The sequence below is a fragment of the Bacteroides sp. OM05-12 genome, assembly GCF_003438995.1.
Taxonomy (GTDB): domain Bacteria; phylum Bacteroidota; class Bacteroidia; order Bacteroidales; family Bacteroidaceae; genus Bacteroides.
The window spans coordinates 185,289-210,970 of the sequence record NZ_QSUN01000002.1; the positions used below are offsets into that span (position 1 = coordinate 185,289).

The 25,682-nt window shown below is 42.3% G+C and carries 15 protein-coding genes, 2 tRNA genes and 3 rRNA genes; 18 read left to right on the plus strand and 2 right to left on the minus strand.

The window, feature by feature from the left end:
* Positions 1–36 precede the first annotated feature (36 nt).
* The 12 genes from DXB63_RS17860 to leuB all read left to right on the plus strand — a co-directional run bounded on the left by DXB63_RS17860 (position 37) and on the right by leuB (position 13,604).
* Positions 37–141 carry a smalltalk protein gene (locus DXB63_RS17860; RefSeq protein WP_158563620.1) on the plus strand — a complete coding sequence of 35 codons (105 nt, stop codon included), beginning with the start codon at positions 37–39 and terminating at the stop codon, positions 139–141.
* On the plus strand, positions 138–536 hold the full coding sequence (locus tag DXB63_RS02605; protein WP_158563621.1) for an N-acetylmuramoyl-L-alanine amidase: 399 nt from the start codon (positions 138–140) through the stop codon (positions 534–536). Before DXB63_RS17860 ends, DXB63_RS02605 begins: the two co-directional genes overlap by 4 nt.
* 1,109 nt (positions 537–1,645) lie before the next feature.
* A 16S ribosomal RNA gene (locus DXB63_RS02610) occupies positions 1,646–3,172 on the plus strand.
* Positions 3,173–3,356: 184 nt separating this feature from the next.
* Positions 3,357–3,430, plus strand: a tRNA-Ile gene (locus tag DXB63_RS02615).
* A gap of 77 nt (positions 3,431–3,507) precedes the next feature.
* Positions 3,508–3,581 (plus strand) — tRNA-Ala (locus DXB63_RS02620).
* 146 nt (positions 3,582–3,727) lie between these two features.
* Positions 3,728–6,610: ribosomal RNA gene (locus tag DXB63_RS02625) — 23S ribosomal RNA — on the plus strand.
* Positions 6,611–6,684: 74 nt separating this feature from the next.
* Positions 6,685–6,795, plus strand: a 5S ribosomal RNA gene (gene rrf, locus DXB63_RS02630).
* The 16S, 23S and 5S rRNA genes sit together here with 2 tRNA genes alongside, the layout of an rRNA operon.
* 679 nt (positions 6,796–7,474) lie before the next feature.
* Entirely contained in the window at positions 7,475–8,971 is a 1,497-nt protein-coding gene (locus DXB63_RS02640) for a 2-isopropylmalate synthase (protein WP_122124829.1), read from the plus strand.
* A gap of 8 nt (positions 8,972–8,979) precedes the next feature.
* Positions 8,980–10,377 carry a 3-isopropylmalate dehydratase large subunit gene (leuC, locus tag DXB63_RS02645; RefSeq protein WP_122124830.1) on the plus strand — a complete coding sequence of 466 codons (1,398 nt, stop codon included), beginning with the start codon at positions 8,980–8,982 and terminating at the stop codon, positions 10,375–10,377.
* A 25-nt stretch (positions 10,378–10,402) separates the two neighbouring features.
* Positions 10,403–10,993 (plus strand): 3-isopropylmalate dehydratase small subunit, encoded by a 591-nt coding sequence (gene leuD / locus DXB63_RS02650; protein ID WP_122124832.1) that lies wholly within the window; start codon positions 10,403–10,405, stop codon positions 10,991–10,993.
* Positions 10,972–12,516: an alpha-isopropylmalate synthase regulatory domain-containing protein gene (locus tag DXB63_RS02655; RefSeq protein WP_122124833.1), complete on the plus strand. Its 1,545-nt coding sequence runs from the start codon at positions 10,972–10,974 to the stop codon at positions 12,514–12,516. Before leuD ends, DXB63_RS02655 begins: the two co-directional genes overlap by 22 nt.
* Before the next feature lie 26 nt (positions 12,517–12,542).
* Positions 12,543–13,604, plus strand: coding sequence for a 3-isopropylmalate dehydrogenase (gene leuB, locus DXB63_RS02660; RefSeq protein WP_122124834.1), 1,062 nt, complete (start codon positions 12,543–12,545; stop codon positions 13,602–13,604).
* A 96-nt stretch (positions 13,605–13,700) separates the two neighbouring features.
* Here the strand turns inward: leuB and DXB63_RS02665 are convergent, their stop codons facing one another.
* Positions 13,701–14,603, minus strand: a complete 903-nt coding sequence (locus DXB63_RS02665) for a cation diffusion facilitator family transporter (RefSeq protein WP_122124836.1) — start codon at positions 14,601–14,603, stop codon at positions 13,701–13,703.
* A 124-nt stretch (positions 14,604–14,727) separates the two neighbouring features.
* Here DXB63_RS02665 and cysK point away from each other — a divergent pair, with 124 nt between their 5' ends.
* From cysK to bla, 5 genes are all read left to right on the plus strand, one after another.
* Positions 14,728–15,678 (plus strand): cysteine synthase A, encoded by a 951-nt coding sequence (gene cysK / locus DXB63_RS02670; protein ID WP_122124838.1) that lies wholly within the window; start codon positions 14,728–14,730, stop codon positions 15,676–15,678.
* A 12-nt stretch (positions 15,679–15,690) separates the two neighbouring features.
* Positions 15,691–16,512 (plus strand): lipopolysaccharide assembly protein LapB, encoded by an 822-nt coding sequence (locus DXB63_RS02675; RefSeq protein ID WP_122124839.1) that lies wholly within the window; start codon positions 15,691–15,693, stop codon positions 16,510–16,512.
* A gap of 279 nt (positions 16,513–16,791) precedes the next feature.
* A complete protein-coding gene (locus tag DXB63_RS02680) occupies positions 16,792–17,412 on the plus strand; it encodes a hypothetical protein (protein WP_122124841.1) in 621 nt (206 codons plus the stop codon).
* A complete protein-coding gene (locus tag DXB63_RS02685) occupies positions 17,397–17,681 on the plus strand; it encodes a transcriptional regulator (protein WP_122124843.1) in 285 nt (94 codons plus the stop codon). The genes DXB63_RS02680 and DXB63_RS02685 overlap by 16 nt, the downstream gene beginning before the upstream one ends.
* Before the next feature lie 264 nt (positions 17,682–17,945).
* The gene (bla, locus tag DXB63_RS02690; protein WP_122124979.1) at positions 17,946–18,851 is read left to right on the plus strand and encodes a class A beta-lactamase, subclass A2; all 906 of its coding nucleotides are present in this window, start codon (positions 17,946–17,948) and stop codon (positions 18,849–18,851) included.
* Here the strand turns inward: bla and DXB63_RS02695 are convergent.
* Positions 18,848–20,740, minus strand: a complete 1,893-nt coding sequence (locus DXB63_RS02695) for a tetratricopeptide repeat protein (protein WP_158563622.1) — start codon at positions 20,738–20,740, stop codon at positions 18,848–18,850. The genes bla and DXB63_RS02695 overlap by 4 nt on opposite strands.
* A gap of 373 nt (positions 20,741–21,113) precedes the next feature.
* Between DXB63_RS02695 and DXB63_RS02700 the strand changes: the two genes are divergently transcribed.
* On the plus strand, positions 21,114–25,655 hold the full coding sequence (locus tag DXB63_RS02700) for a GLUG motif-containing protein (RefSeq protein ID WP_122124847.1): 4,542 nt from the start codon (positions 21,114–21,116) through the stop codon (positions 25,653–25,655).
* Positions 25,656–25,682: the final 27 nt, after the last annotated feature.

The window sequence follows — 25,682 nt, forward strand, 5'->3', positions numbered from 1 at the left end:
CGTTTCTTAAATTATTCATTTTAAATCAAAAAAACAATGTCAACATCAAAGAAGAACCTATGGGGAACCATCCTCAAAATTATTATCGCAGTAGCCACCTCCATCGCCGGTGCCATCGGTTTAAGTTCCTGTATGGGATGAGGTCGAGGAGAACAAACCGCCAGCCGGACCGGGTGGTCAGATACCTTATCATTCATTGCAGTGCCGGGCACAAGAAAGAAGACGCCGTTTTTCATTTCCACATATCGGCAAGCGGACATATAAGGCAGCACCTGCCGTTGAGCGAGGCAGGGCGGCATACACACGGATTCGACAGGTGCAGCATCGGCATCTGTTACGAAGGTGGGAGCGATGCCGACGGCAATCCCAAGGACACCCGCACCCGCCACCAGTGTGAGGCGATGAACGCCTTAGTGACCACCTTGCAACAAGTGTTCCCGAAAATCATCATACTGGGTCACAACCAACTGAAAGTATACGGAGGAAACGCCTGTCCCTGTTTCGATGTACAAAAAGAATGGATGAGTAAAAAGTAGTATTAAGCGCAGCAACTCTCTTGGAAGGCTATATAGCATACTACTTCGATGCGCAGCAAGATTCCCCGCATTAAGAGAAAGCATTTCCCATCGATGCGCAGCGAGATTCTCAGCATTAGTGGATTTCCCATCAATGCGTAGCGAGATTCTCCCGAGTATCTCCGGCATTAGTGGAGAAGCGTGAAGAAATATAGCTTCATTTCCGTTAAGAACAAAACGTTGTTTGAGCGTAGCGAGTTCGTTTTGTTCAGGAAATGGAGCTATATTTTAGCTTCGCAACGTAAGCCGGCGTTTTTTCTTTGTTTCGTTTCTTTTGTACGCACAAAAGAAATGAAAATCCTTTGATAAAAATTGTATCACGCGCACACAATATATAATGTATATCCCTTCTTCTATTTAGCATAAAGCTGAAAAAATACTTTCCCAAATATCCTTGTCTTTCAGCATATTACAAAAAAGTTTCATTTATTCGCTAAAAAAAGGCGATAAAAGTTTGCAGATTATTTAAAAGCCTGTACTTTTGCACCCGCTTCGCAAGAGAGCCGGGGTATTTGGATTGACATCTTGAGTGGGACGGTAATCCTCCTTAAAAAATAAAACAAAAAAACTTGTTGAAAAGTTTGGAGTTGATGTTATAAAGGTATTATCTTTGCACCCACGTCGCAAAAGTTCGGACGTTTCCTTGAGTTGATCAAGGGGATGAAAAAAGATCGAAAAAAACCTGGAAAAGTTTTGGTTTTGAAAAATAAAGTCCTTACCTTTGCACCCGCTTTAGAAATGAAGCATAAACCAAGAGTTCTTTGAAAGATTTACATAAACAATACAAGTAGTACAAGATCGAGGTGCTTATTTGAACAAATGAGTGCTTCGGGTAAAAATCAAACCGTCAATTAGACATTGATAAATAACGGTCCTTGAGCAGAATTACATAAAACTTTTACAATGAAGAGTTTGATCCTGGCTCAGGATGAACGCTAGCTACAGGCTAAATACAAGTAGTACAAGATCGAGGTGCTTATTTGAACAAATGAGTGCTTCGGGTAAAAAATCAAACCGTCAATTAGACATTGATAAATAACGGTCCTTGAGCAGAATTATATAAAACTTTTACAATGAAGAGTTTGATCCTGGCTCAGGATGAACGCTAGCTACAGGCTTAACACATGCAAGTCGAGGGGCAGCATGGGAGTAGCAATACTTCCGATGGCGACCGGCGCACGGGTGAGTAACACGTATCCAACCTGCCGTTTACTCCCGGATAGCCTTCTGAAAAGAAGATTAATACGGGATGGCATAGCGAAAAGACATCTTTTTGCTATTAAAGAATTTCGGTAAACGATGGGGATGCGTTCCATTAGATAGTAGGCGGGGTAACGGCCCACCTAGTCAACGATGGATAGGGGTTCTGAGAGGAAGGTCCCCCACATTGGAACTGAGACACGGTCCAAACTCCTACGGGAGGCAGCAGTGAGGAATATTGGTCAATGGGCGCGAGCCTGAACCAGCCAAGTAGCGTGAAGGATGACTGCCCTATGGGTTGTAAACTTCTTTTATACGGGAATAACATCACCTACGTGTAGGTGCCTGTATGTACCGTACGAATAAGGATCGGCTAACTCCGTGCCAGCAGCCGCGGTAATACGGAGGATCCGAGCGTTATCCGGATTTATTGGGTTTAAAGGGTGCGTAGGCGGACTGTTAAGTCAGCTGTGAAAGTTTGCGGCTCAACCGTAAAATTGCAGTTGAAACTGCCAGTCTTGAGTGTACATGAGGTAGGCGGAATTCGTGGTGTAGCGGTGAAATGCTTAGATATCACGAAGAACTCCGATTGCGTAGGCAGCTTACTAGGGTACAACTGACGCTGAGGCACGAAAGTGTGGGTATCAAACAGGATTAGATACCCTGGTAGTCCACACAGTAAACGATGAATACTCGCTGTTGGCGATATACAGCCAGCGGCCTAGCGAAAGCATTAAGTATTCCACCTGGGGAGTACGCCGGCAACGGTGAAACTCAAAGGAATTGACGGGGGCCCGCACAAGCGGAGGAACATGTGGTTTAATTCGATGATACGCGAGGAACCTTACCCGGGCTTGAATTGCATCTGAATAATCTGGAAACAGATTAGCTAGCAATAGCAGATGTGAAGGTGCTGCATGGTTGTCGTCAGCTCGTGCCGTGAGGTGTCGGCTTAAGTGCCATAACGAGCGCAACCCTTGTGATTAGTTACTAACAGGTGATGCTGAGGACTCTAATCAGACTGCCATCGTAAGATGTGAGGAAGGTGGGGATGACGTCAAATCAGCACGGCCCTTACGTCCGGGGCTACACACGTGTTACAATGGGGGGTACAGAAAGCTGCTACCGGGCGACCGGATGCTAATCTCCAAAACCTCTCTCAGTTCGGACTGGAGTCTGCAACCCGACTCCACGAAGCTGGATTCGCTAGTAATCGCGCATCAGCCACGGCGCGGTGAATACGTTCCCGGGCCTTGTACACACCGCCCGTCAAGCCATGAAAGCCGGGGGTACCTGAAGTGCGTAACCGCAAGGAGCGCCCTAGGGTAAAACTGGTGATTGGGGCTAAGTCGTAACAAGGTAGCCGTACCGGAAGGTGCGGCTGGAACACCTCCTTTCTGGAGAGGCCGTTCTTTTAGAATTACGAGTTACGAATTACGAATTACGAGTTTTAATGACTCTGATACAAGTGATTCTATACGATATGATTCCGGTTTGGTTTGTTTGTACTACTGGTAGTTGTTTATTAAAATATAAAGAGATTAGATAGAAGCCGAGCCGTAAGGCAAGGTTGATACTGACAGTCCTATAGCTCAGTTGGTTAGAGCGCTACACTGATAATGTAGAGGTCGGCAGTTCAACTCTGCCTGGGACTACTTCTAAATTACGAATTAGGAATTATGAATTACGACAAGAAGTCGTAATTAGGGATTCGGAATTCGGAATTCATGAAGGGGGATTAGCTCAGCTGGCTAGAGCATCTGCCTTGCACGCAGAGGGTCAACGGTTCGAATCCGTTATTCTCCACTATCTTTGAAACGTAAGATACATAAGAGAAACGATCTTTGACATAATGTACAACCAAAGTAAATTTTAGAAGTAAAGAGCTAAAAGTATATACAAACCATTACTGTTGTTTCAGTAGCGATACGGGAATGACAAGTGACGTTTGAAAGAAAGTAAGCAAGGGCGCATGGCGGATGCCTTGGCTCTCGGAGGCGATGAAGGACGTGATAAGCTGCGATAAGCGGTGGGGAGATGCAAATAATCTTTGATCCACCGATTTCCGAATGGGACAACCCGATTGGTTGAAGACCAATCATCCAACCAAAGTTGGAGGCTAACGCAGGGAACTGAAACATCTTAGTACCTGCAGGAAAAGAAAATAATAATGATTCCCCAAGTAGTGGCGAGCGAACGGGGAATAGCCCAAACCAATGTTGTTACGGCATCATTGGGGTTGTAGGACCACGATATAGGACGAAAGATAGTGAGTGGAAGATTCTGGAAAGTGTCTCCATAGAGGGTGACAGGCCCGTACACGAAGCGATCTGAACCTTAGTGGTATCCTGAGTAGCGCGGAGCACGAGGAATTCTGCGTGAACCAGCCGGGACCATCCGGTAAGGCTAAATACTCCCGAGAGACCGATAGCGAACCAGTACTGTGAAGGAAAGGTGAAAAGCACTTCGAATAGAAGAGTGAAATAGTCCCTGAAACCGTGCGCCTACAAGCGGTCGGAGCAGCTTCGTGCTGTGACGGCGTGCCTTTTGCATAATGAACCTACGAGTTACTGTCACCGGCAAGGTTAAGAGACATCGAGTCTTGGAGCCGAAGCGAAAGCGAGTCTTAATAGGGCGTCTAGTCGGTGGTAGTAGACGCGAAACCAAGTGATCTACCCTTGACCAGGTTGAAGGCTAGGTAACACTAGCTGGAGGACCGAACCAATAAGCGTTGAAAAGCTTCTGGATGAGTTGAGGGTAGGGGTGAAAGGCTAATCAAACTTGGAGATAGCTCGTACTCCCCGAAATGCATTTAGGTGCAGCCTTGATTATTACTAATGTGAGGTAGAGCGACTGATAAGATGCGAGGGCTTCACCGCCTATCAAGTCTTGATAAACTCCGAATGCGCATTAGTTTAAGATCAGGAGTGAGGGCATGGGTGCTAAGGTCCGTGCCCGAGAGGAGAAGAATCCAGACCATCAGCTAAGGTCCCGAAATAATAGCTAAGTTAAACTAACGAAGTCAGATTGCTAAGACAGCTAGGATGTTGGCTTGGAAGCAGCCATTCATTTAAAGAGTGCGTAACAGCTCACTAGTCGAGGAGTTTGGCGTGGATAATAATCGGGTATAAGCTATTTACCGAAGCTATGGAACTATAAGTTGGTAGGGGAGCATTCCATTCAGCGTTGAAGGCGTATCGTGAGGTACTCTGGAGCGTATGGAAAAGCAAATGTAGGTATAAGTAACGATAAAGGGGGTGAGAAACCCCCTCGCCGAAAGACTAAGGTTTCCTGATCAACGCTAATCGGATCAGGGTTAGTCGGGTCCTAAGGCTCAGCCGAAGGGTGAGGCCGATGGCAGAACAGGTTAATATTCCTGTACTAGCATACAGAGTGATGTGGGGACGGAGCAGTGATAGTGCCGCCGGCTGACGGAATAGCCGGTTGAAGGGTGTAGATGTTGATGTTGGCAGGCAAATCCGCCGACAGAGTCGAACCTGATAGTATGGAGCGTTCTTCGAACAATCCAATAGCGCATGTAAACAAACTCCCAAGAAAATCCGCTAAACTTAATCTGTATGGTACCCGTACCGTAAACGGACACACGTAGTCGGGTTGAATATACTAAGGCGCTTGAGTGAATCACGGTTAAGGAACTAGGCAAATTGACCCTGTAACTTCGGAATAAAGGGTCCCTACCCGGTGACGGGAGGGCGCAGAGAATAGGTCCAGGCAACTGTTTAACAAAAACACAGGGCTGTGCAAAATCGAAAGATCAAGTATACAGCCTGACACCTGCCCGGTGCTGGAAGGTTAAGAGGAGATGTCATCGCAAGAGAAGCATTGAATTGAAGCCCCAGTAAACGGCGGCCGTAACTATAACGGTCCTAAGGTAGCGAAATTCCTTGTCGGGTAAGTTCCGACCTGCACGAATGGTGTAATGATCTGGACACTGTCTCAACCGTGAGCTCAGTGAAATTGTAGTATCGGTGAAGATGCCGATTACCCGCGATGGGACGAAAAGACCCCGTGAACCTTTACTATAGCTTAACATTGAATTTGGGTAATTGATGTGTAGGATAGGCCGGAGGCATTGAAGCAGGTACGCCAGTATTTGTGGAGCCGCTGTTGAAATACGGCCCTTTGATTATTTGAGTTCTAACCCGTTGTAACGGGGACACTGTTTGGTGGGTAGTTTGACTGGGGTGGTCGCCTCCAAAAGTGTAACGGAGGCTTCTAAAGGTGCCCTCACGACGATTGGTAACCGTCGGCAGAGTGTAATGGCATAAGGGCGCTTGACTGGGAGACAGACAGGTCGATCAGGTAGGAAACTAGAGCATAGTGATCCGGTGTTTCCGTATGGAAGGGACATCGCTCAAAGGATAAAAGGTACTCCGGGGATAACAGGCTGATCCCTCCCAAGAGCTCATATCGACGGAGTGGTTTGGCACCTCGATGTCGGCTCGTCACATCCTGGGGCTGGAGAAGGTCCCAAGGGTTGGGCTGTTCGCCCATTAAAGTGGCACGCGAGCTGGGTTCAGAACGTCGTGAGACAGTTCGGTCTCTATCTATCGTGGGCGTATGAAATTTGCGTGGCTCTGACACTAGTACGAGAGGACCGTGTTGGACAGACCTCTGGTTTACCGGTTGTGCCGCCAGGTGCATTGCCGGGTATCTAAGTCTGGATCGGATAAGTGCTGAAAGCATCTAAGTACGAAGCCGGCCACAAGATTAGATTTCTCAGGGTCGTTGAAGACGACAACGTTGATAGGATGCAGGTGTAAAGATGGTAACATCATAGCCGAGCATTACTAATTGCCCGTCGACTTTCTTTCAGATGCGGATGGTTTTTATATACGTTTAGTATCTTACTGATAGAATTTATTTTGTACATTATGTCTGCCTTATTTTAGGTGGCTATAGCACCGGGGTTCCACCTCTTCCCATTCCGAACAGAGAAGTTAAGCCCGGTCACGCCGATGGTACTGCGTAACAGTGGGAGAGTAGGTAGCTGCCGTTTTATTAGAGAGTCCTTTTCGAGTGATCGGAAGGGACTCTCTTTTTTTGTTATGTACCGTTCCCTCCCTTCCTCCCCCTTCCCCCGTGTTCCCTTCACTATGATAATAATATGCTGGCTATGCTGATAATGCAGGAAATAGACGCTTACCGTCGTTCCCTGCTTGTCCTGAATCCATCGTATTCTTCAGGGGCTATGGGAAGGATTCATACTTTATATGCAAAGAACGTTTGCTTTGGATTTATAATACTTTTGTTTATTCTTTCTTGCCGGATCACTCCTTTCACTTTTCTTTTCTTGATTTCTCTGTATCCTTCTTATTATGATGGTTATGTCGTTTACAACAAAAGATAGAGATTCATATTAATTATATGATATATTCCCTGATTAATAAGCTGTAAACAAATAAAATGATATTTTTATAAGCAAAAAACTTTCATTTTATTTTGTTTATTGGAAATAATCTCTACCTTTGCATTGTCAAACAAGAAAAAGAATGAATAAGATGTTTATACATATTTTGCTGTGCGGTATTATTATTCTCCTGGCTGGGCTTGGTGGAAGTGAGTGTCGTGCGTAAATATGTATAACTGATAATATACGAAAGCCTTTCTCACTTCCATGTGCGAAAGGCTTTTTTGGTAAATAGTAAGTCGGTTAGGTAAAATTTAATAGTAGAAAGATGAATGATAGATTATTTATTTTTGATACCACCCTTCGGGATGGTGAGCAGGTGCCGGGATGCCAGTTGAATACAGTAGAGAAAATACAAGTAGCCAAGGCCTTGGAAACATTAGGGGTCGATGTTATTGAAGCCGGATTTCCTGTTTCCAGTCCCGGTGATTTCAACTCGGTGATTGAAATATCGAAAGCAGTTACATGGCCAACTATTTGTGCATTGACTCGTGCTGTGGAAAGAGATATAGATGTGGCTGCTGAAGCTCTGAAATATGCGAAACATAAACGCATTCATACGGGTATAGGGACATCGGATTCACATATCAAATATAAGTTTAATTCTACTCCTGAAGAAATAATAGAACGTGCAGTAGCTGCTGTAAAGTATGCAAAACGATATGTGGAGGATGTAGAGTTTTATGCAGAGGATGCCGGACGTACAGATAATGAATATCTGGCCCGTGTGATTGAAGCTGTGGTGAAAGCCGGAGCAACAGTCGTAAACATTCCGGATACGACAGGTTATTGTTTGCCGGAGGAGTATGGTGCAAAAATTAAATATCTGATGGAACATGTTGATGGTATCCATAATGCTGTTATTTCAACTCATTGTCATAACGATTTGGGCATGGCTACTGCTAATACGATGAGTGGAGTGCTGAATGGTGCGCGACAAGTGGAAGTGACGATTAATGGTATTGGTGAGCGAGCAGGTAATACGGCACTTGAAGAAGTGGCAATGATCATAAAAAGCCATAACGATATCAATATTCAGACGAATATAAATACGACCAAAATTTATCCAATAAGCAGAATGGTGTCGAGCTTAATGAATATGCCGGTACAACCTAATAAAGCCATAGTCGGTAGAAATGCTTTTGCTCATTCTTCCGGAATCCATCAAGACGGTGTTTTGAAGAATGTTGAGACGTATGAGATTATTGACCCGAAAGATGTGGGTATCGATGATAATGCAATTGTTTTGACTGCTCGTAGCGGACGTGCAGCATTGAAACATCGCCTTTCTGTATTAGGTGTGGAATTAGAACAGGATAAATTGGATAAAGTTTATGAAGAATTTCTTAAATTAGCCGACAGGAAGAAAGATATTCATGATGATGATATCCTTGTTTTGGCTGGTGCAGATCGTAGTCGTAACCATCGTATTAAACTGGAATATCTTCAGGTGACGAGTGGTGTGGGTGTTCGCTCTGTGGCAAGTCTGGGATTAAATATTTCAGGCGAGAGTTTTGAGGCGGCAGCGTCCGGCAATGGACCTGTGGATGCAGCTATACAGGCTTTAAAGAAAATTATTAACCGTCATATGACCTTAAAGGAATTTACTATTCAGGCGATTAGTAAAGGTAGTGATGATATGGGTAAAGTGCATATGCAGGTAGAGTATGATGGACAAATTTATTATGGTTTCGGAGCAAATACGGATATTGTTGCTGCTTCTGTAGAAGCCTATATTGATTGTATCAATAAGTTCACTAAATAAGAAAGAAGATGGCTAACACATTATTTGACAAGATTTGGGATGCTCACGTAGTGACAAAAGTGGAAGATGGTCCCACACAACTTTATATAGATCGGCTTTATTGCCATGAGGTAACCAGTCCTCAAGCCTTTGCAGGGTTAAAGACGAGAGGTATTAAATGTTTTCGTCCGGAACGGATTTATTGTATGCCTGATCACAATACTCCGACGCATGATCAGGACAAACCGATTGAAGATGCAGTATCCAAAACACAGGTTGACACCTTGGCACAAAATGCAAAAGATTTTGGCTTGGCTCACTTTGGTATGATGCATCCTAAAAATGGTATTATCCATGTGGTAGGTCCGGAACGAGGATTAACATTGCCGGGCATGACCATTGTATGTGGTGATTCACATACTTCAACGCATGGTGCAATGGGGGCGGTTGCTTTTGGAATCGGTACAAGTGAAGTTGAGATGGTACTTGCTTCCCAGTGTATTCTTCAATCAAAGCCGAAGACGATGCGTATCAATGTAGAAGGTAAGTTGGGTAAAGGAGTGACAGCAAAAGATATGGCTCTTTATATTATTTCAAAGATGACGACCGGTGGTGCGACAGGATATTTTGTAGAGTATGCCGGAGAAGCAGTTCGCAGTTTATCAATGGAAGGGCGTTTGACGCTTTGTAATTTAAGTATTGAAATGGGAGCCAGAGGAGGTATGGTTGCTCCGGATGAAACTACTATTGAATATATAAAAGGTAGAGAATATGCTCCGAAAGGAGCTGAATGGGATAAGGCTGTTGCTTATTGGAAGACCTTGAAAAGTGATGCCGATGCTGTGTTTGATAAGGAAATAACCTTTCATGCGGAAGATATTGAGCCGATGATAACTTATGGTACGAATCCCGGGATGGGAATGGGGATAACGTGCCATATACCTACAATGGAGAGCATACCTGAAGCCGGACGTATTTCTTATGCAAAGTCTCTTGGTTATATGGGCTTTGAAGCAGGCGAATTATTGATAGGGAAACAGATTGATTATGTATTTCTGGGTTCTTGCACCAATGGACGCATTGAAGATTTCCGTGCTTTTGCTGCGTTGGTAAAAGGAAAGAAGAAAGCCGACCATGTTATTACATGGCTTGTTCCCGGATCGTGGGAAGTGGAGAAACAGATTCGTGAGGAGGGGCTGGATAAAATATTTGAAGATGCCGGATTTACATTGCGTCAGCCGGGATGTTCTGCATGCTTGGCGATGAATGACGATAAAATACCGTCCGGCAAGTATTCGGTATCCACCAGTAACCGCAACTTTGAAGGTCGTCAGGGGCCGGGAGCGCGTACATTGCTTGCCAGTCCGTTGGTAGCCGCTGCTGCTGCGATAACAGGTAAGATTACAGACCCGAGAGAATTAATGTAATATTCACGGTTATAATAAAAGAACAATGAAAGAAAAATTCAATATACTGACAAGTACTTGTGTGCCCCTTCCTTTGGAAAATGTAGATACAGACCAGATTATTCCGGCGCGTTTCCTGAAAGCAACGACAAAAGAGGGCTTTGGTGATAATCTTTTCCGTGACTGGCGTTATGATAAGCAAGGTAATAAGATTGATTCATTTGTCTTGAATAATCCGGTTTATTCGGGTAAAATATTAGTGGCGGGAAAGAACTTCGGTTCCGGCTCCAGTCGTGAACATGCAGCTTGGGCAATAGCAGGATATGGGTTCCGTGTTGTTGTATCCAGTTTCTTTGCAGATATTTTTAGGAATAATGCATTAAATAATTTCGTGCTTCCGGTAGTTGTGAGTGAATCTTTCTTAGCGGAACTTTTTGCTTCCATCGATGATAATGCCAAAATGGAAGTAGAGGTGGATCTTCCGCAACAAACGATAACCAACAAAGCAACAGGCAGGAACGAGCATTTTGAAATTAATGCATATAAGAAACATTGTTTGATGAATGGTTTGGACGATATTGATTATCTTCTGACCAACAAAGACAAGATAGAAGCATGGGAAAAGGCGTCAGAGTAGAGATTATGGACACTACGCTCCGTGACGGTGAGCAGACCAGCGGAGTTTCCTTTGTGCCCCATGAAAAACTGATGATAGCCCGTTTATTGCTGGAAGAGTTGAAAGTCGATAGGGTAGAGATTGCCTCCGCCCGTGTTTCTGAAGGAGAGTTTGATGCGGTAAAAATGATTTGTGATTGGGCTGCCCGTCGCGGACTTTTACAGCGGGTGGAAGTGCTTGGTTTTGTAGACGGACACACGTCTGTGGATTGGATCAGGTCTGCCGGTTGCTGTGTGATTAATCTGCTTTGCAAGGGCTCGCTGAAACATTGCAGGGAACAATTGAAAAAAACTCCCGAAGAACATATTGAAGACATTCTTTCGGTAGTGCGTTATGCGGACGAACAGGGGATAGAGGTAAATGTCTATCTGGAGGATTGGAGCAATGGCATGAAAGATTCGCCGGATTATGTCTTTCAATTAATAGATATGCTCCAGCACAGCAGTATCAAACGGTTTATGTTGCCTGATACGCTTGGTATTCTCAATCCGTTGCAAGTCATTGAGTTTATGCGTAAAATGATAAAACGTTATCCTCAATTACATTTTGATTTCCATGCCCATAATGATTATGACCTTGCTGTAAGTAATGTTCTTGCAGCTGTTTTAAGTGGATGCAAAGGCTTGCATACTACTATAAACGGATTAGGCGAACGGGCGGGTAATGCCCCTCTTGCCAGTGTTCAGGCTATCTTAAAAGATCATTTCAGTGCAGTGACCAATATTGATGAAAGTCGTCTGAATGATGTCAGCCGTGTCGTCGAGTCATATTCGGGTATTGTAATACCAGCGAATAAACCTATTGTAGGTGAGAATGTCTTTACGCAAGTTGCGGGCGTGCATGCTGACGGAGACAATAAAAATAATTTGTATTGCAACGACCTTCTTCCGGAACGCTTCGGGCGTGTTCGTGAATATGCCTTAGGCAAAACCAGCGGCAAAGCCAATATACAAAAGAACCTGCAAAGTCTGGGGCTCGATTTGGATGAAGAATCCATGAGAAAAGTGACGGAGCGCATCATCGAACTGGGCGATAAAAAGGAGTTGGTAACGCAGGAAGACTTACCTTATATTATTTCCGATGTGTTAAAACATGACGGAACAAGTAATCGGGTGAAACTTTTGAGTTACTTTGTGACATTGGCACACGGATTGAAGCCAATGGCTACTTTAAAGATTGAGATCAATGGTAAGGCTTATGAAGAGAGTTCTTCCGGTGATGGACAATACGATGCGTTTGTACGTGCTTTGCGTAAAATATATAAGATAACATTGGGACGTAAATTCCCTATGTTGACCAATTATGCCGTGAGTATTCCTCCGGGTGGTCGTACGGATGCTTTTGTGCAGACAGTCATAACATGGAGTTTTGAAGATACAGTTTTCCGTACTCGCGGGTTAGACGCCGACCAGACGGAAGCTGCCATCAAGGCTACGGTGAAAATGCTGAATATATTGGAAAGTGAGTATGAAAAGATGGGTTAATAAAGAAAACAAAGAAATAAGAAACTATGGATTTTAAGATTGCAGTGTTAGCAGGTGACGGTATCGGACCGGAAATCTCTGTACAGGGAGTAGGGGTCATAAGTGCTGTTTGTGAGAAATTTGGTCATAAGGTAAGTTATAAATATGCTATTTGTGGTGCGGATGCGATAGATAAGGTAGGCGACCCTTTCCCGGAAGATACGTTTCAAGTCTGTAAAGAAGCAGATGCAGTACTGTTTTCAGCAGTTGGTGATCCTAGATTCGATAATGACCCTACTGCGAAAGTAAGGCCGGAGCAGGGACTTCTTGCGATGCGTAAGAAACTGGGCCTTTTCGCAAATATCCGTCCGGTGCAGACTTTTAAGTGTTTGTTGCATAAGTCTCCTCTGAAAGATGAATTGGTGGATGGAGCAGATTTTATTTGCATCCGGGAACTGACGGGAGGTATGTATTTCGGTGAGAAATATCAGGATAATGATAAAGCGTTTGATACGAATATGTACACTCGTCCTGAAATAGAACGTATCTTGAAAGTGGGTTTTGAGTATGCAATGAAACGTAATAAACACCTTACGGTGGTAGATAAGGCAAATGTTCTTGCTTCCAGTCGCTTGTGGCGTCAGATAGCACAGGAAATGGCGCCGGAATATCCGGAAGTGACGACAGATTATATGTATGTGGACAATGCTTCCATGCGTATGATTCAGGAACCGAAATTCTTCGATGTGATGGTGACGGAGAATACTTTCGGAGATATCTTGACGGATGAAGGTTCTTGTATCAGTGGTTCTATGGGGCTTTTGCCGTCTGCTTCTACCGGTGAGAGTACTCCGGTGTTCGAACCGATACATGGTTCATGGCCGCAGGCTAAAGGTCGGAATATTGCTAATCCGTTGGCACAAATCTTGTCCGTGGCTATGCTTTTCGAATATTTCGATTGCAAGGAGGAAGGACAATTAATCCGCAAAGCAGTGGATGCGTCTTTGGATGCGAATGTGCGTACTCCTGAAATTCAGATAGAAGGTGGCGCTCATTATGGCACGAAAGAAGTGGGACAGTGGATTGTTGATTATATACGTAAAGCCTGATTCTCTTGTCATTCTGAGGATGGTTACTTCTTCGTTCCATTCTCAGAATGACAAAAGATTGTTTTATTCGGCAGATGATTTCCCCTTGAACATCTGTCAATCGCACGCCCTGTCACAATGCTCTTTCCGGCTCTCGAATTCCAGTGTGGCGTGATGGATATCACAATGTTCCAAGGTATGTTTGATTTCATGCTTCAAACTCTCCATGTTATTCAGATTATCAATAACGATATGAGCTGTCAGGGCATTTTCTGTGGTACTGATAGCCCAAATATGCATGTGATGTATGTCTTTTACTCCCGGTATTTGGGAGATAAGTTCTTTTACTTTTTCACTGTCTATGCCGACGGGCACACCGTCTAATGAAAGCCGTATGCTGTCATGTAACAAATCCCATGTGGAGATTAAGATGACAATGGCAATGATAATACCTATAATCGGGTCGATAATGTACCATCCGGTTTGGCGAATGATAAGTCCGGCGACCAATACTCCGACGGAAACCAGTGTATCTGCCGCCATGTGCAGATAAGCTCCTTTCACATTCAAGTCTTTCTCCTTGTCTTTCATGAAAAGAAATGCGGTGAAAGCATTAATCACTACCCCCACTCCCGCTACCCATGCAATAGCTCCTCCGGGCACTTCTTCGGGATGTTGCAGCTTGTTGATACTCTCTACAAGTATTCCTCCCACGGCAACCAGCAGGATAACGGCATTGAGCAAAGACACCAGTACCGTGCTCTTTTTGTAACCGTATGTATATCTGGAATTAGCTTTAACCTTGGCTAAGCGGAATGCAAGCAAAGCCAGTACCAGACTGACGACATCACTTAAGTTGTGCCCTGCATCGGACAGTAATGCCAAAGAATCGAAATAAAACCCGGCTCCGAATTCTACCAATACGAAGACCAAATTTAAGACAATGCCAACGATAAAGGCTTTATTGAGTGACGTAATTGTATGATTATGCCCATGTGAGTGTGAATGTTCATGTCCCATAATTCTTTCTCCTTTTTATCTTTTTAGTCTTTTGCACTTTAAAAATATAGATTATTTATCAAACAACTGCAATTCGATAAAAGTTTTCTTCTGTATCTTTGCAGAATACATATATGTAGGTATTATGGTTAAGATAGCGAAACAACTGACGGATCTTATCGGGAATACTCCTTTGATGGAGCTTTCCTATTATAGTGCGAAATATGAGCTTTCCGTCCCTATTATCGGTAAATTGGAGTTTTTTAATCCTGCGGGAAGTGTCAAAGACCGCGTGGCATTATCCATGATAGAAGATGCCGAGCAAAAAGGAGTCTTGAAACCCGGTGCGACGATTATAGAACCTACCAGCGGCAATACTGGGGTAGGGCTTGCGATGGTAGCTTCCGTGAAAGGTTATAAGTTGATATTGACGATGCCGGAAACGATGAGCATCGAACGCCGTAACCTGCTGAAGGCTTATGGTGCCGAGATTGTTTTGACCGACGGAATGAAAGGAATGAACGGTTCGATAGAAAAAGCAGAAGAGTTATTCCGTTCCATACCCGGTTCATTGATCTTGCAACAGTTTGAGAATCCTGCCAATTCTGCCGTACACAAACGTACTACCGCTGAAGAAATCTGGAAAGATACCGATGGGAAAATAGATGTTTTTGTAGCCGGAGTGGGAACCGGAGGAACTGTTTGCGGAGTAGCCGCACGGTTGAAAGAGTTGAATCCGCATATCTATATCGTGGCCGTAGAGCCGGCATCCTCTCCTGTACTTACGGAAGGTAAAGCCGGTGTACACAAAATTCAGGGTATCGGTGCAAACTTTGTTCCGAAGATTTATGACCCGTCCGTAGTGGATGAAGTAATTCCCGTACCGGATGATGAAGCCATACGTGGCGGAAGAGAACTTGCTCAAACGGAAGGCTTATTGGTCGGAATATCTTCCGGTGCGGCAACTTATGCTGCACGCCTGATAGCGTTGCGACCGGAATTTAAAGATAAAATGATTGTCGCGTTACTGCCGGATACGGGTGAACGCTATCTGTCTACGGAAGAATTTGCTTTTGATACTTACCCGTTGGATTAATAAACTGAATAGATGAAAAAGGTTATATTCTTATTTTTGTTGATGACAGCACTGTCGGTACAGGCACAGACGGAATACAAGTCGTTGTACGAGGAAGCTGTGAGGTGCGCGGAGTCGGATAGTTTGGAACAGGCAGAGACTCTTTTTAAGAAAGCCCTGAAACTGGAGCCGGCGAATGCTTTTAATTCCCTCCTGTTTTCCAATTTGGGTACGGTACAAAGGCGGTTAGGGCATAAGGAAGATGCACTAGAGTCTTATTCCATGGCACTTAATTTTGCTCCTTTAAGTGTCCCGATTTTATTGAACCGTGCATCATTGTATCTGGAGATGGGACAAGAAGATCGTGCTTATATAGATTATTGTAATGCATTGGACGTTGATAGGGAAAACGAGGAAGCATTGTTGTATCGTGCCTATATTTATTTGAACCGCAGAGATTATAAATCAGCGGAAACGGATTATCTCCGTTTGGTACGCCTGAATCCGGAGAATCTGACGGGGCAAATGGGGTTGGCAACGCTTTATCAGCGTCAGAAAAAGTATCAGCAGGCATTAGAGATATTCAACCAGTTGTTGAATACACATCCGGAAGATGTAAATCTGCTCGTGGCACGTGCCGATTTGGAAATGGAAACGGAACATCCGGACTTGGCTCTGTTTGATTTGGATGCAGCTATCCGTCTGTCTCCTGAGAGTGCCGATTTTTATGTGCTTCGCGGCAATGTGTATTTGCAGCAAAAGAAGAAAGCGCAGGCGAAAGCTGATTTTGAGAAAGCAATCTCTTTAGGTACGCCACGGAGAGACTTACATGACTTGTTGAAGCAATGTAAGTGATGCGCGACTTTTAAGGCTGTTGTCTTAGTTGAATCCATAAGGATAAACGTAATCTTGATTGAATCATTTATTTTTTGTCATTATGTAATTTTTTTCCTCTATTATTTGGTTTATATTATAAACTACTTTATATTTGCAGTATGATAAAAGAGAATTGCGCAGCTCTTTTATTTTTTGCCATGCATGGTTTATATTATAAACCGTTTTATGCTTAAAGGAGGAATGACATAACACGGTTGTTTAGCAGTATTCCTTTGAACGATTAAAAAGAAGAAAGTTATGGAAGACAAAAAGTTAAATGAGAAAGAGAGTCTGGAACTCATTTCCTGCATGATTCAAAATACGAGAAGAAAATTAGAACTGGGCGATGGCAACAGTATGCTGCTATGGGGGTATACCATGGTGGGAGTAACCATATTGGTCTATGTCCTGTTGTTGCTTACCGATAATAATCCGCAATGTAATTGGGTATGGTGGTTGATACCGCTTATCGGAGGGAGCATTACATTTTATTGGGAAAGGAAAAAGACGAGAACGGTGGTTACTTACACCGACAAGATGGTTTCTACAATTTGGAAGGGGATCGGTTTCACTTTCTTTGCAACAATAATGATGATGTTCATATTTGGCGGTTGGATGTTGATGATTCCGTTGAGCCTTTTATATGTTTCCATCGGTGTGTGTATGATGGGAAATATCTTGTGTGATAAATGGATGTCCCGTTTGCCTGCCTTTGGCTTGATGATGAGCATCATTATATTGTGCAGGCTCTTTAAAGGAGAATTTGATTGGAATTATTATTTACTGACTTATATACTTAGCAGTATTATCGTACTGATTATCCCCGGACACGTTATGAACAGACAGGCGAAAAAGGAGGGCGTATGCTCAGAGAATTAAATCCTTTGCTTCATTCCCAACTCAGGCTGGCGGTTATGTCCATCCTGATGGGGGTGGAGGAAGCAGACTTTGTCTTTTTGAAAGAGAAGACACAATCTACTGCCGGTAATCTTAGTGTGCAACTGGACAAACTATCGGAAGCGGGATATATCAAGGTGGATAAATATTTTGTTGGTAAGAAAACACGTACCACCTGTACCATTACTTCTGCAGGGCGAACTGCTTTTGAAGAATATGTAGATGCTTTGAAAGATTATATCGGGGGATGATTATCTTTTGTTCGGGGACGGTTATCATAAAAGTCTTGGAGAATGATTAGTTCCATATATTGTGGAACAGTTGTTTCATAATATATGGAACAAAAGTTTCACAATATATGAAACTAAAGTTCCACAAAATATGAAACTGATTGGTCGTACTGATGTATTTAGCGTTTCGTCCTTAGTGGCATTAAATAGGATAATGGATGACGGGCAAAAACGGGAAGGGAAATGAAAATAAATGTAGGATTGTAAACTAAAAGATGGAAGATGATTTCTAAAAGATTGGTAAGTATCATTTTTATTTTAAGCCTATTTGTATTGCTGATGAAGGCGGGAACGGGACAAAAAGAGCTGGAAAAGCGATTGCAGGAGACCATAGCGAATAAAAAAGCACAGATAGGTATCGCTGTTATAATGAACGGCAGGGATACGCTTGTCGTGAATAATGATTGCCGGTATCCGATGATGAGCGTGTTTAAATTACATCAGGCTTTAGCTGTTGCCGATGATTGTCATAGGAGAGGACGGTCGCTGGATACACCTGTTTATATTCGTAAAGATGATTTAAAGCCTGATACATACAGTCCTCTCCGTGATAAATATCCTGACGGTAATATTTCTCTTTCAATCAAGGAGTTATTGGAATATACATTGCTTTTGAGTGACAATAATGCGTGTGACATTCTTTTCAGCCAAACCGGTGGCACGGAGACTGCGGACAAATACATACGGAGTCTGGGTATTGAGCAGTTCTCTATCAAAGTGACGGAAGATGAAATGCACAAGGATATGAATACTTGTTATCTGAACTGGAGCACCCCGCTTGAAACGGCGAAAGTCATAGAGCTATTGTTGAATAAGGAACTTTTCGGCAGAGAGTATCAGCACTTCATAAAGCAGACCATGATTTCCTGCCAAACGGGAAAAGACCGGTTGCCGCTTCCATTGGAGAAAACAAATGCCGTCATAGGGCATAAGACCGGGACGGGAGACCGTAACGATAAAGGTCAGCTAGTAGGTACGAACGATGTAGGTTTTGTATATCTGCCTGATGGACAGAGGTACACGATAGCCGTTTTCATAAAAGATTCGGAGGAAAGTGCACAAGCTACCTCACAAATCATAGCGGATATTTCGCGAGTGGTGTATCAATACATGGTAGGAGCGGGATATTAAGGCGAGATTCGTTGTAAGTGTACACTTAGATTGACCTCTGTTCCCAGATTCATTTTAGCCTTTATCTTCATTCTTGCTTTTTCCACCGCACGAATCGAGATATTCATTAAGGAAGCTACTTCTTTGACGGATAGTCCCATTTTGATATAAGCGCACTGCTTCAAGTCTTTCTCGGTCAGTTCGGGATAAAGCTGTTGCAGGATTTCGAAGAAATTGGTATGCACATTGTTGAAGTGCATAAGGAATGTATCCCAATCCTTGTCTGTCCGGGCAGAGTGGTCTATGCTTTTTACAATGTCGTTGACAGCTTGTTCGGAAAGGTTTTCTTTTAACTTCAGAATATCGGTACGCAGTTTATTGAATATCTCATTCTTTTGTTGTATCTGCATCGTCATGGAAACTAATTCCCTGTTCTTCCCCGCTACGTCTTCTTGTAAAGATAGATTTTCTTGAGTGGTTTGTTCCAGTTGTGCATCTGCACGTTGTTTTTCCATCGTGATTTGTTCCAGCAGCACATCTATTTGCTGTCTTTCTATCCTGTTCTTTTCAATTTCCAATTCATGCTTCTCACGTTCGGATACGAGTTGTTCGTTGAGAAGCCTGATTTGTTCGTTTTCTTGTTCTTGTTCTCGTTGTTTCAAATTGTGAAGCTGTAATAGGTTCTCTTTGGCCAGGCGGATATACCTTACTTTCGAGTATAGCGAATATGCAGCCAATATGAGTAGGATAGAGATGATAATCAGTGAAATAACCAGTCGCCTGATTTTCTGCTTATCCATTAAAGTAATAGCCGTCAGTTCCTGAACCTGCTGTTGCTTGCCTGCTAAGTTGTAGAGAACTTGCAAATTGGCTATACGTGCTACATTGTTTATTTTCTGTCCTTCATTCTGTTCCGTCACAAGAAGCGTGTGGTATTCATTCGCTTTGTCGAATTGTCCGAGTTCCTGATACAGTTTTACGTATTGTTCCCATATCTTTATTTTGAGTAGTATGTAACCCAGTTCTTCCGCTTCCTTTCGTGCTCTGTCTATGTATTGCATTGACTTGGAATAGTCTTTCTTTTCGAAATAAATCCCGGACAGATTATAGAGATTAGTGGCAGTCATCTCTTTATAATTGATGGAGTCGGCTTTCTGGAAGGCTTTTTTCGTATATTCTATCGCTTTATCCAAGTCATTTTTTATTCGATATATATTTCCGATATTGTTTAGTAAGGAAGATATCTTCTTTACGTCATTTACTTCAAGGGCTACTTTCCATGACAATTCATAGTAACTAAGGCTTTTGTCATAATCGCCCGTGATGGTGTAGCAATTCCCGATTCCGTTATAAATTACGATTAGTTGTTCCTTGTCATTGTCTTCGTTGGCTATCTCTAAAGCCTGATCGTAATACTTGAGTCCTTTATCGCAATCATTTTGCATACCGTAAGCACCTGCAATATGGATGAGCGATTGTATAATACCTTTCCGGTCATCTAGTTTTTTATAAATCTCTAATGCGTTATTGTAGAAGTTTGAGGCACTTTCAAAGTCGGTAATGCGTTGGTAACAGTTCCCTATTTTATCCATGATAAGAGCAATATTCTTCTGGGAATGTGTGTTTTGGGCGATAGACATGGCTTTAAAGAAATACTCCATGGCAGTAACATAATTGGCGGCCATATTACTGTTTTCTCCCATTGTGATATAAGCTTTCATCTTTCCGCTTGCATAATCTATATTTTCAGAAAGAATCATGGCATCGGTTGCATATTTGGTACTTTTCTCGTGTGACACGGAACCGTAATGCCTCGATAGGAACAAAAGCGTATCGACAATTTGTTCCTTAGACAGATTGGTAAAGTTGATGCTGTCCAACGGTTGGGAAATAAGAATACTACAGCACAAAAAAGAAAAAATTATAGTAAGTATAAATTGCCTCATCTTGATATAAATAATAAGAAATACCCTTTTATTTCTATACTTGTGGAAACAAAATTTAAGATTGTTTCAAATATATGCAAAATTACGGCAAAACAGTAGCTTTTCATAGTTAATGAAATAAAATTGTTGGTTTTTCATAGCATAAAGGGATAAAATCTTGATGTAAAGCTCTATAATTATATCTAATGGATGGAATTTAGGTGATTTCTGTTATATAGGTTCGGTGTTTTTACGGAAAAGTTCGGTCTTATTACAGGGTAAATTATAACTTTTGTAAAAGTGATGGTCTATTTTTGTGCATAGACATTTTTCTAACATTAATATAATAAGAACGCTTATGAAAAAGAGATTTACCAAAAGAATCGGGATTATTACTCTTCTTTTATTAGGAATGATTAATAATGTATCAGCACAATTTGGTGGTGGAGATGGTAGTGTGAATAATCCGTATGTCATTACTACGGCGGAGCAGTTGTTTAATATACGTACATCTCCGACCTCAAATTACGTTATCCAAAATGATATTGATTTAAGCAGCTATCAGGAGGGAGAAGGTTGGCTTCCCATCGGCGGATTCAGCGGACATTTGAATGGTAAGGGAAATACGATTAAGAATCTTAAAATAAATAGACCTTCGGCTATGTACCAGGCTCTTTTCGGGCAGGTACTTTATCCGTCCCGTATAGAGAATCTTCATGTCGTAGGCGATATAGTAGGCGGTAGCTCCAGTGTAGGCGGAATTGCCGGGATATGTACAGGTGTTATTTCCCATTGTAGTTTTGCCGGAACAGTAGAGGGAAGCAATCAATTTGTGGGAGGCATAGCCGGTATGATTTCCACAGGAGAAGGAGAGGCGTCTATTACGAAATGTTATAATACGGCTACGGTGAAAGGTGTTGTTAAAGTTGGCGGTATAACAGGTTTCAGTACAATGGCGTCTTCTGTTACGAATTGTTTTAATACGGGAGATGTGACGGCAACCGGTAACTCAATTGGTGGAATTGTCGGATTTAATGATAACTCTTCTATGACCAATTGCTACAATACGGGCAAATTGTCCGGAAATCAGGAAGTAGGCGGTATTGTCGGGTTCAGTAATCCGAGTACGGCTCTTATCTCGAAATGTTATAATATGGGTAATGTATCTTCGGAAAGTGTTGCCGGAGGAATTATCGGAAAGAATGCGGAAACACCTGTTTCCGATTGTATTGCCTTCAACGCTGAAGTATATGGTTCTTCAACTATAAATCGTATTGCAGGGCAGAGTGTGGGCAGTTCGTCATGCTATACAAATAATTATGCACTTGATGCCATGCGTGTAGGAAGTAGTACGGTAACGGAAAACGATGCAAGTTCATTGAATGGAGCAAATAAATCGATCCGTGAAATCAAGACTAAGGATATCTATGAAAGCGGATTAAATTGGGACTTTACAGATAACTGGACATTTGTTATCGGATATTATCCTCAGTTAAACGGAGTTTCGGAACTGCCAGAGCCTTTATTTGCAAGCGGCACCGGAATGGAAGAAGATCCGTATGTTATTTTAACAGCCGAACAATTTAATAATATACGCAAATCTGCCGATTCTTATTTTATTCTTCAAAATGACATTGACCTTTCTGCTTATCAGGAAGGGGAAGGTTGGATGCCGATCGAGCGTTTTTGTGGTTATTTGGATGGCAAGGGATATGCTATAAAGAACTTGAAGATAAATCGGCCAAAATCTGACTATCAGGGATTGATAGGAAATACGTATTCAAATCAATTATTTGATAAAGTTCCGGAGATCAAGAATCTTTCTTTATCCGGTGAGATTATCGGAAAGAAGAGCGTAGGTGGGTTTATCGGTACTAATAATGATGTGAATATTTATAAATGTAGTTATTCCGGTTCGGTACGGGGAACAGAAAATGTGGGTGCTATTGTTGGTTACATGGCTACAAGTTTTTCTGTTTCGGAAGCAGACCGGCTCAGTATTCAAGAGTGTTATTCCTCTGCCAATGTGATAAGTGGAGGTACGGCAGGCGGTTTATTAGGACTGGGTTCTTATGCCGTAGTATCCGATAGTTATTTTGCCGGAAGTGTAACAGCCGAATATGGATTTATCGGTGGTATTATCGGTGGTGCTTACGGATGGAATCAGGGACAGGGACCGAGTGCGAAATTTGGGAAATGCCTTGTTGATAACTGTTATAATGTGGGTAAGATTAACGGAGGATATAAAATAGGTGGAATAGCAGGATGTGCTAACCTTACTGTGATTACCAATTCTTATAATCTTGGTAATATAGTGAATGAAAATGAAGTAGGTTTTACGGGTGGTATTGTCGGTTCTTGTATCAATGCTTCTGTATCCGGTTGTGTAGCTATCAATAAGGAATTATCGGGCAACACCGCTTTTAGGATAGCCGGAGAAAAACAAGACGCAACGAATATAGAGAATAATTATGCTTTGTCTACGATGCTGGTGAATGGAAATGCCGTGACGGAGAATGGTGCTCAATCCATGAATGGGCTGAATAAGACATTGGCGGAATTGGGAAAGCAATCTACTTACGAAGCTTTGGGATGGGATTTTAACGATACATGGATTCTTGTAAGCGGTTATTGGCCGGTATTGAAGAATGTATCGGAAATTCCGGTAGAAATGTTTGGAGGCGGTATGGGTACATTTGAAGATCCTTATATTATTACTAAACCTTTGCATTTGGATAATGTACGTAATTGTCTTGAACAGCATTTTGTTTTGGCGGAAGATATTGATTTATCCGGCTATCAGGAAGATGGAGGATGGAAACCTATTATGTCTTTCAAAGGTACTATCAATGGAAAGGGACATAAAATCACTAATCTCAAAATAGATCGTCCGGAAGCGAATAATCAGGCTTTGTTCGGGTATGTGAATGGTGCTGTGATAGATAGCATAATGATTGTTGACGGTTCGGTAACAGGTAAAGAGAAATCTGCACTTCTTGTTGCGCAGAGCGGGCCTTGTTTGATTAAACATATAGTAGTATCCGGTTCGGTACAAGCGATAAGTTATGCAGCAGGAGTTATAGCCTATAATGAAGGGGCAGTTTTAGATAGTTGTAAGAATGAAGCTGATATTACGGGAAATGCATTTGTTGCCGGAGTCTCTGCATACAATAACGGCAATATTGTGAAATGTGTAAATACGGGTAAAATCGTATCCAATGCTCCTGATAATTCTGTATATAGATATGTAGGTGGAATTGCGGCTTTGAGTTTCGATGTCTCGATCAAGAAATCACATAATGAAGGAGAGGTAAGTAGTAATACGGAATATGTAGGGGGAATAACAGGATTGATTGATAATGGAACTGTTGATGAATGTTATAATACAGGAAATATTACCGGTTTAAAAAATGTTTCCGGAGTTGTCGGACTTAGTGATGAAGCCCAAGTGATAAATTCATATAATATCGGTGATGTTACCGCTGATATAGATCTGGGAGGAGTTGTAGGAAGAAGTTGGAAAGCAACAACCAGCAATGTTTATAATAAAGGTAATATAACGGGAACAATAGAACAAACTAGTATTACGGGAGCCGTTGGTGGTGTTATTGGTGTTAACGACCAATCGAGTACAACATTAGCCCGTAATGAAGGAAATGTTATAGGACATGATTTTGTAGGTGGAGTTGCCGGAGTAAATACAGGTTATCTGGCTAAATCTTATAATCTGGGAAAAGTAAAAGGAACGGATGAATATGTTGGGGGTGTAGCCGGCTCTAATACCGGAGATATAGAATCCGTAACATTGGAACAATGTTATAATAAAGGAGAAGTGGAAAGTACTCATTTATATGCCGGTGGTATTGTAGGAAGAAATAGTACGAAGATATTTGATTGCTATAATATGGGTACAATTACCGGTATCAGTGGTAATGGTGGTATTGCCGGTTTTAACCAAACAGTAGGAGGTGGAGCCGTAGTAATCAGTTTTTGCTTGAATTTGGGTGATGTAACCGGAAGCGGAGGTTATCACGGAGGTATAATCGGGGAAAATGGTTATTCCGGACAGGCTACCTTTAATGTTGCTGCCAATCAGCGCATTGACGGAACTGAATCATATCGTATTATTGGTGTTGAGAATGCGAATATGGCAAATTATTTGGATCATAACTATGCTCTTGAAACAATGCTTATAAATGGGGTAAGAGTTAATAGTACAAACGAAATGAGCTATGATGGTAAGGGTGTATCTCAACAGGCTTTATGGGATGAGGATACTTACTTGGCTTTGGGATGGGACTTTGATGATAATTGGTTTATAGCCGATGGTATCAGTTATCCGGTGCTTGCATGGCAACCTCGACTTACTGCAAATGTGACCGGTAAAGTTTCTATGGGAATCAATGGAACCGATAAAGTTATAGTTACGCTTGACAAAAATGGATTTGAAATTGATCCGATAGAAGATATTACCTGGAGTTACGAAAAGGATAAAGGTATAACGATTACTTCTACCGATAATAAAGAATATGCAATAGCGGGAACTAAGGTCGGAACCACAACATTGACTATTGCGTTAAACGGTGGAAATACACTGTATATACCGATTGAGGTAACGAATGGTGATAACATCAATAATGTTGAGATGGGAGCTAGAGCTATCATATATCCTACTGTAGTTGAGGCTGGTAGTTCCTTGATGATTGATCTGAGTGGAATGAATGAAACAATAAAAGACGTAAACTTGTACGATATATCTTCACGACTGATTCAATCTTTGAGGGTAATGGGTAGTGATAAGGCTGAACTCCAACTTGATAATGTTGTGAATGGTACTTATATCTTGAATGTCCTGACTGAATCAGGAAAGAGAATCTCAAGAAATATAATTGTAAAATAATTAAATCCGATGAGTGATAATGAATTA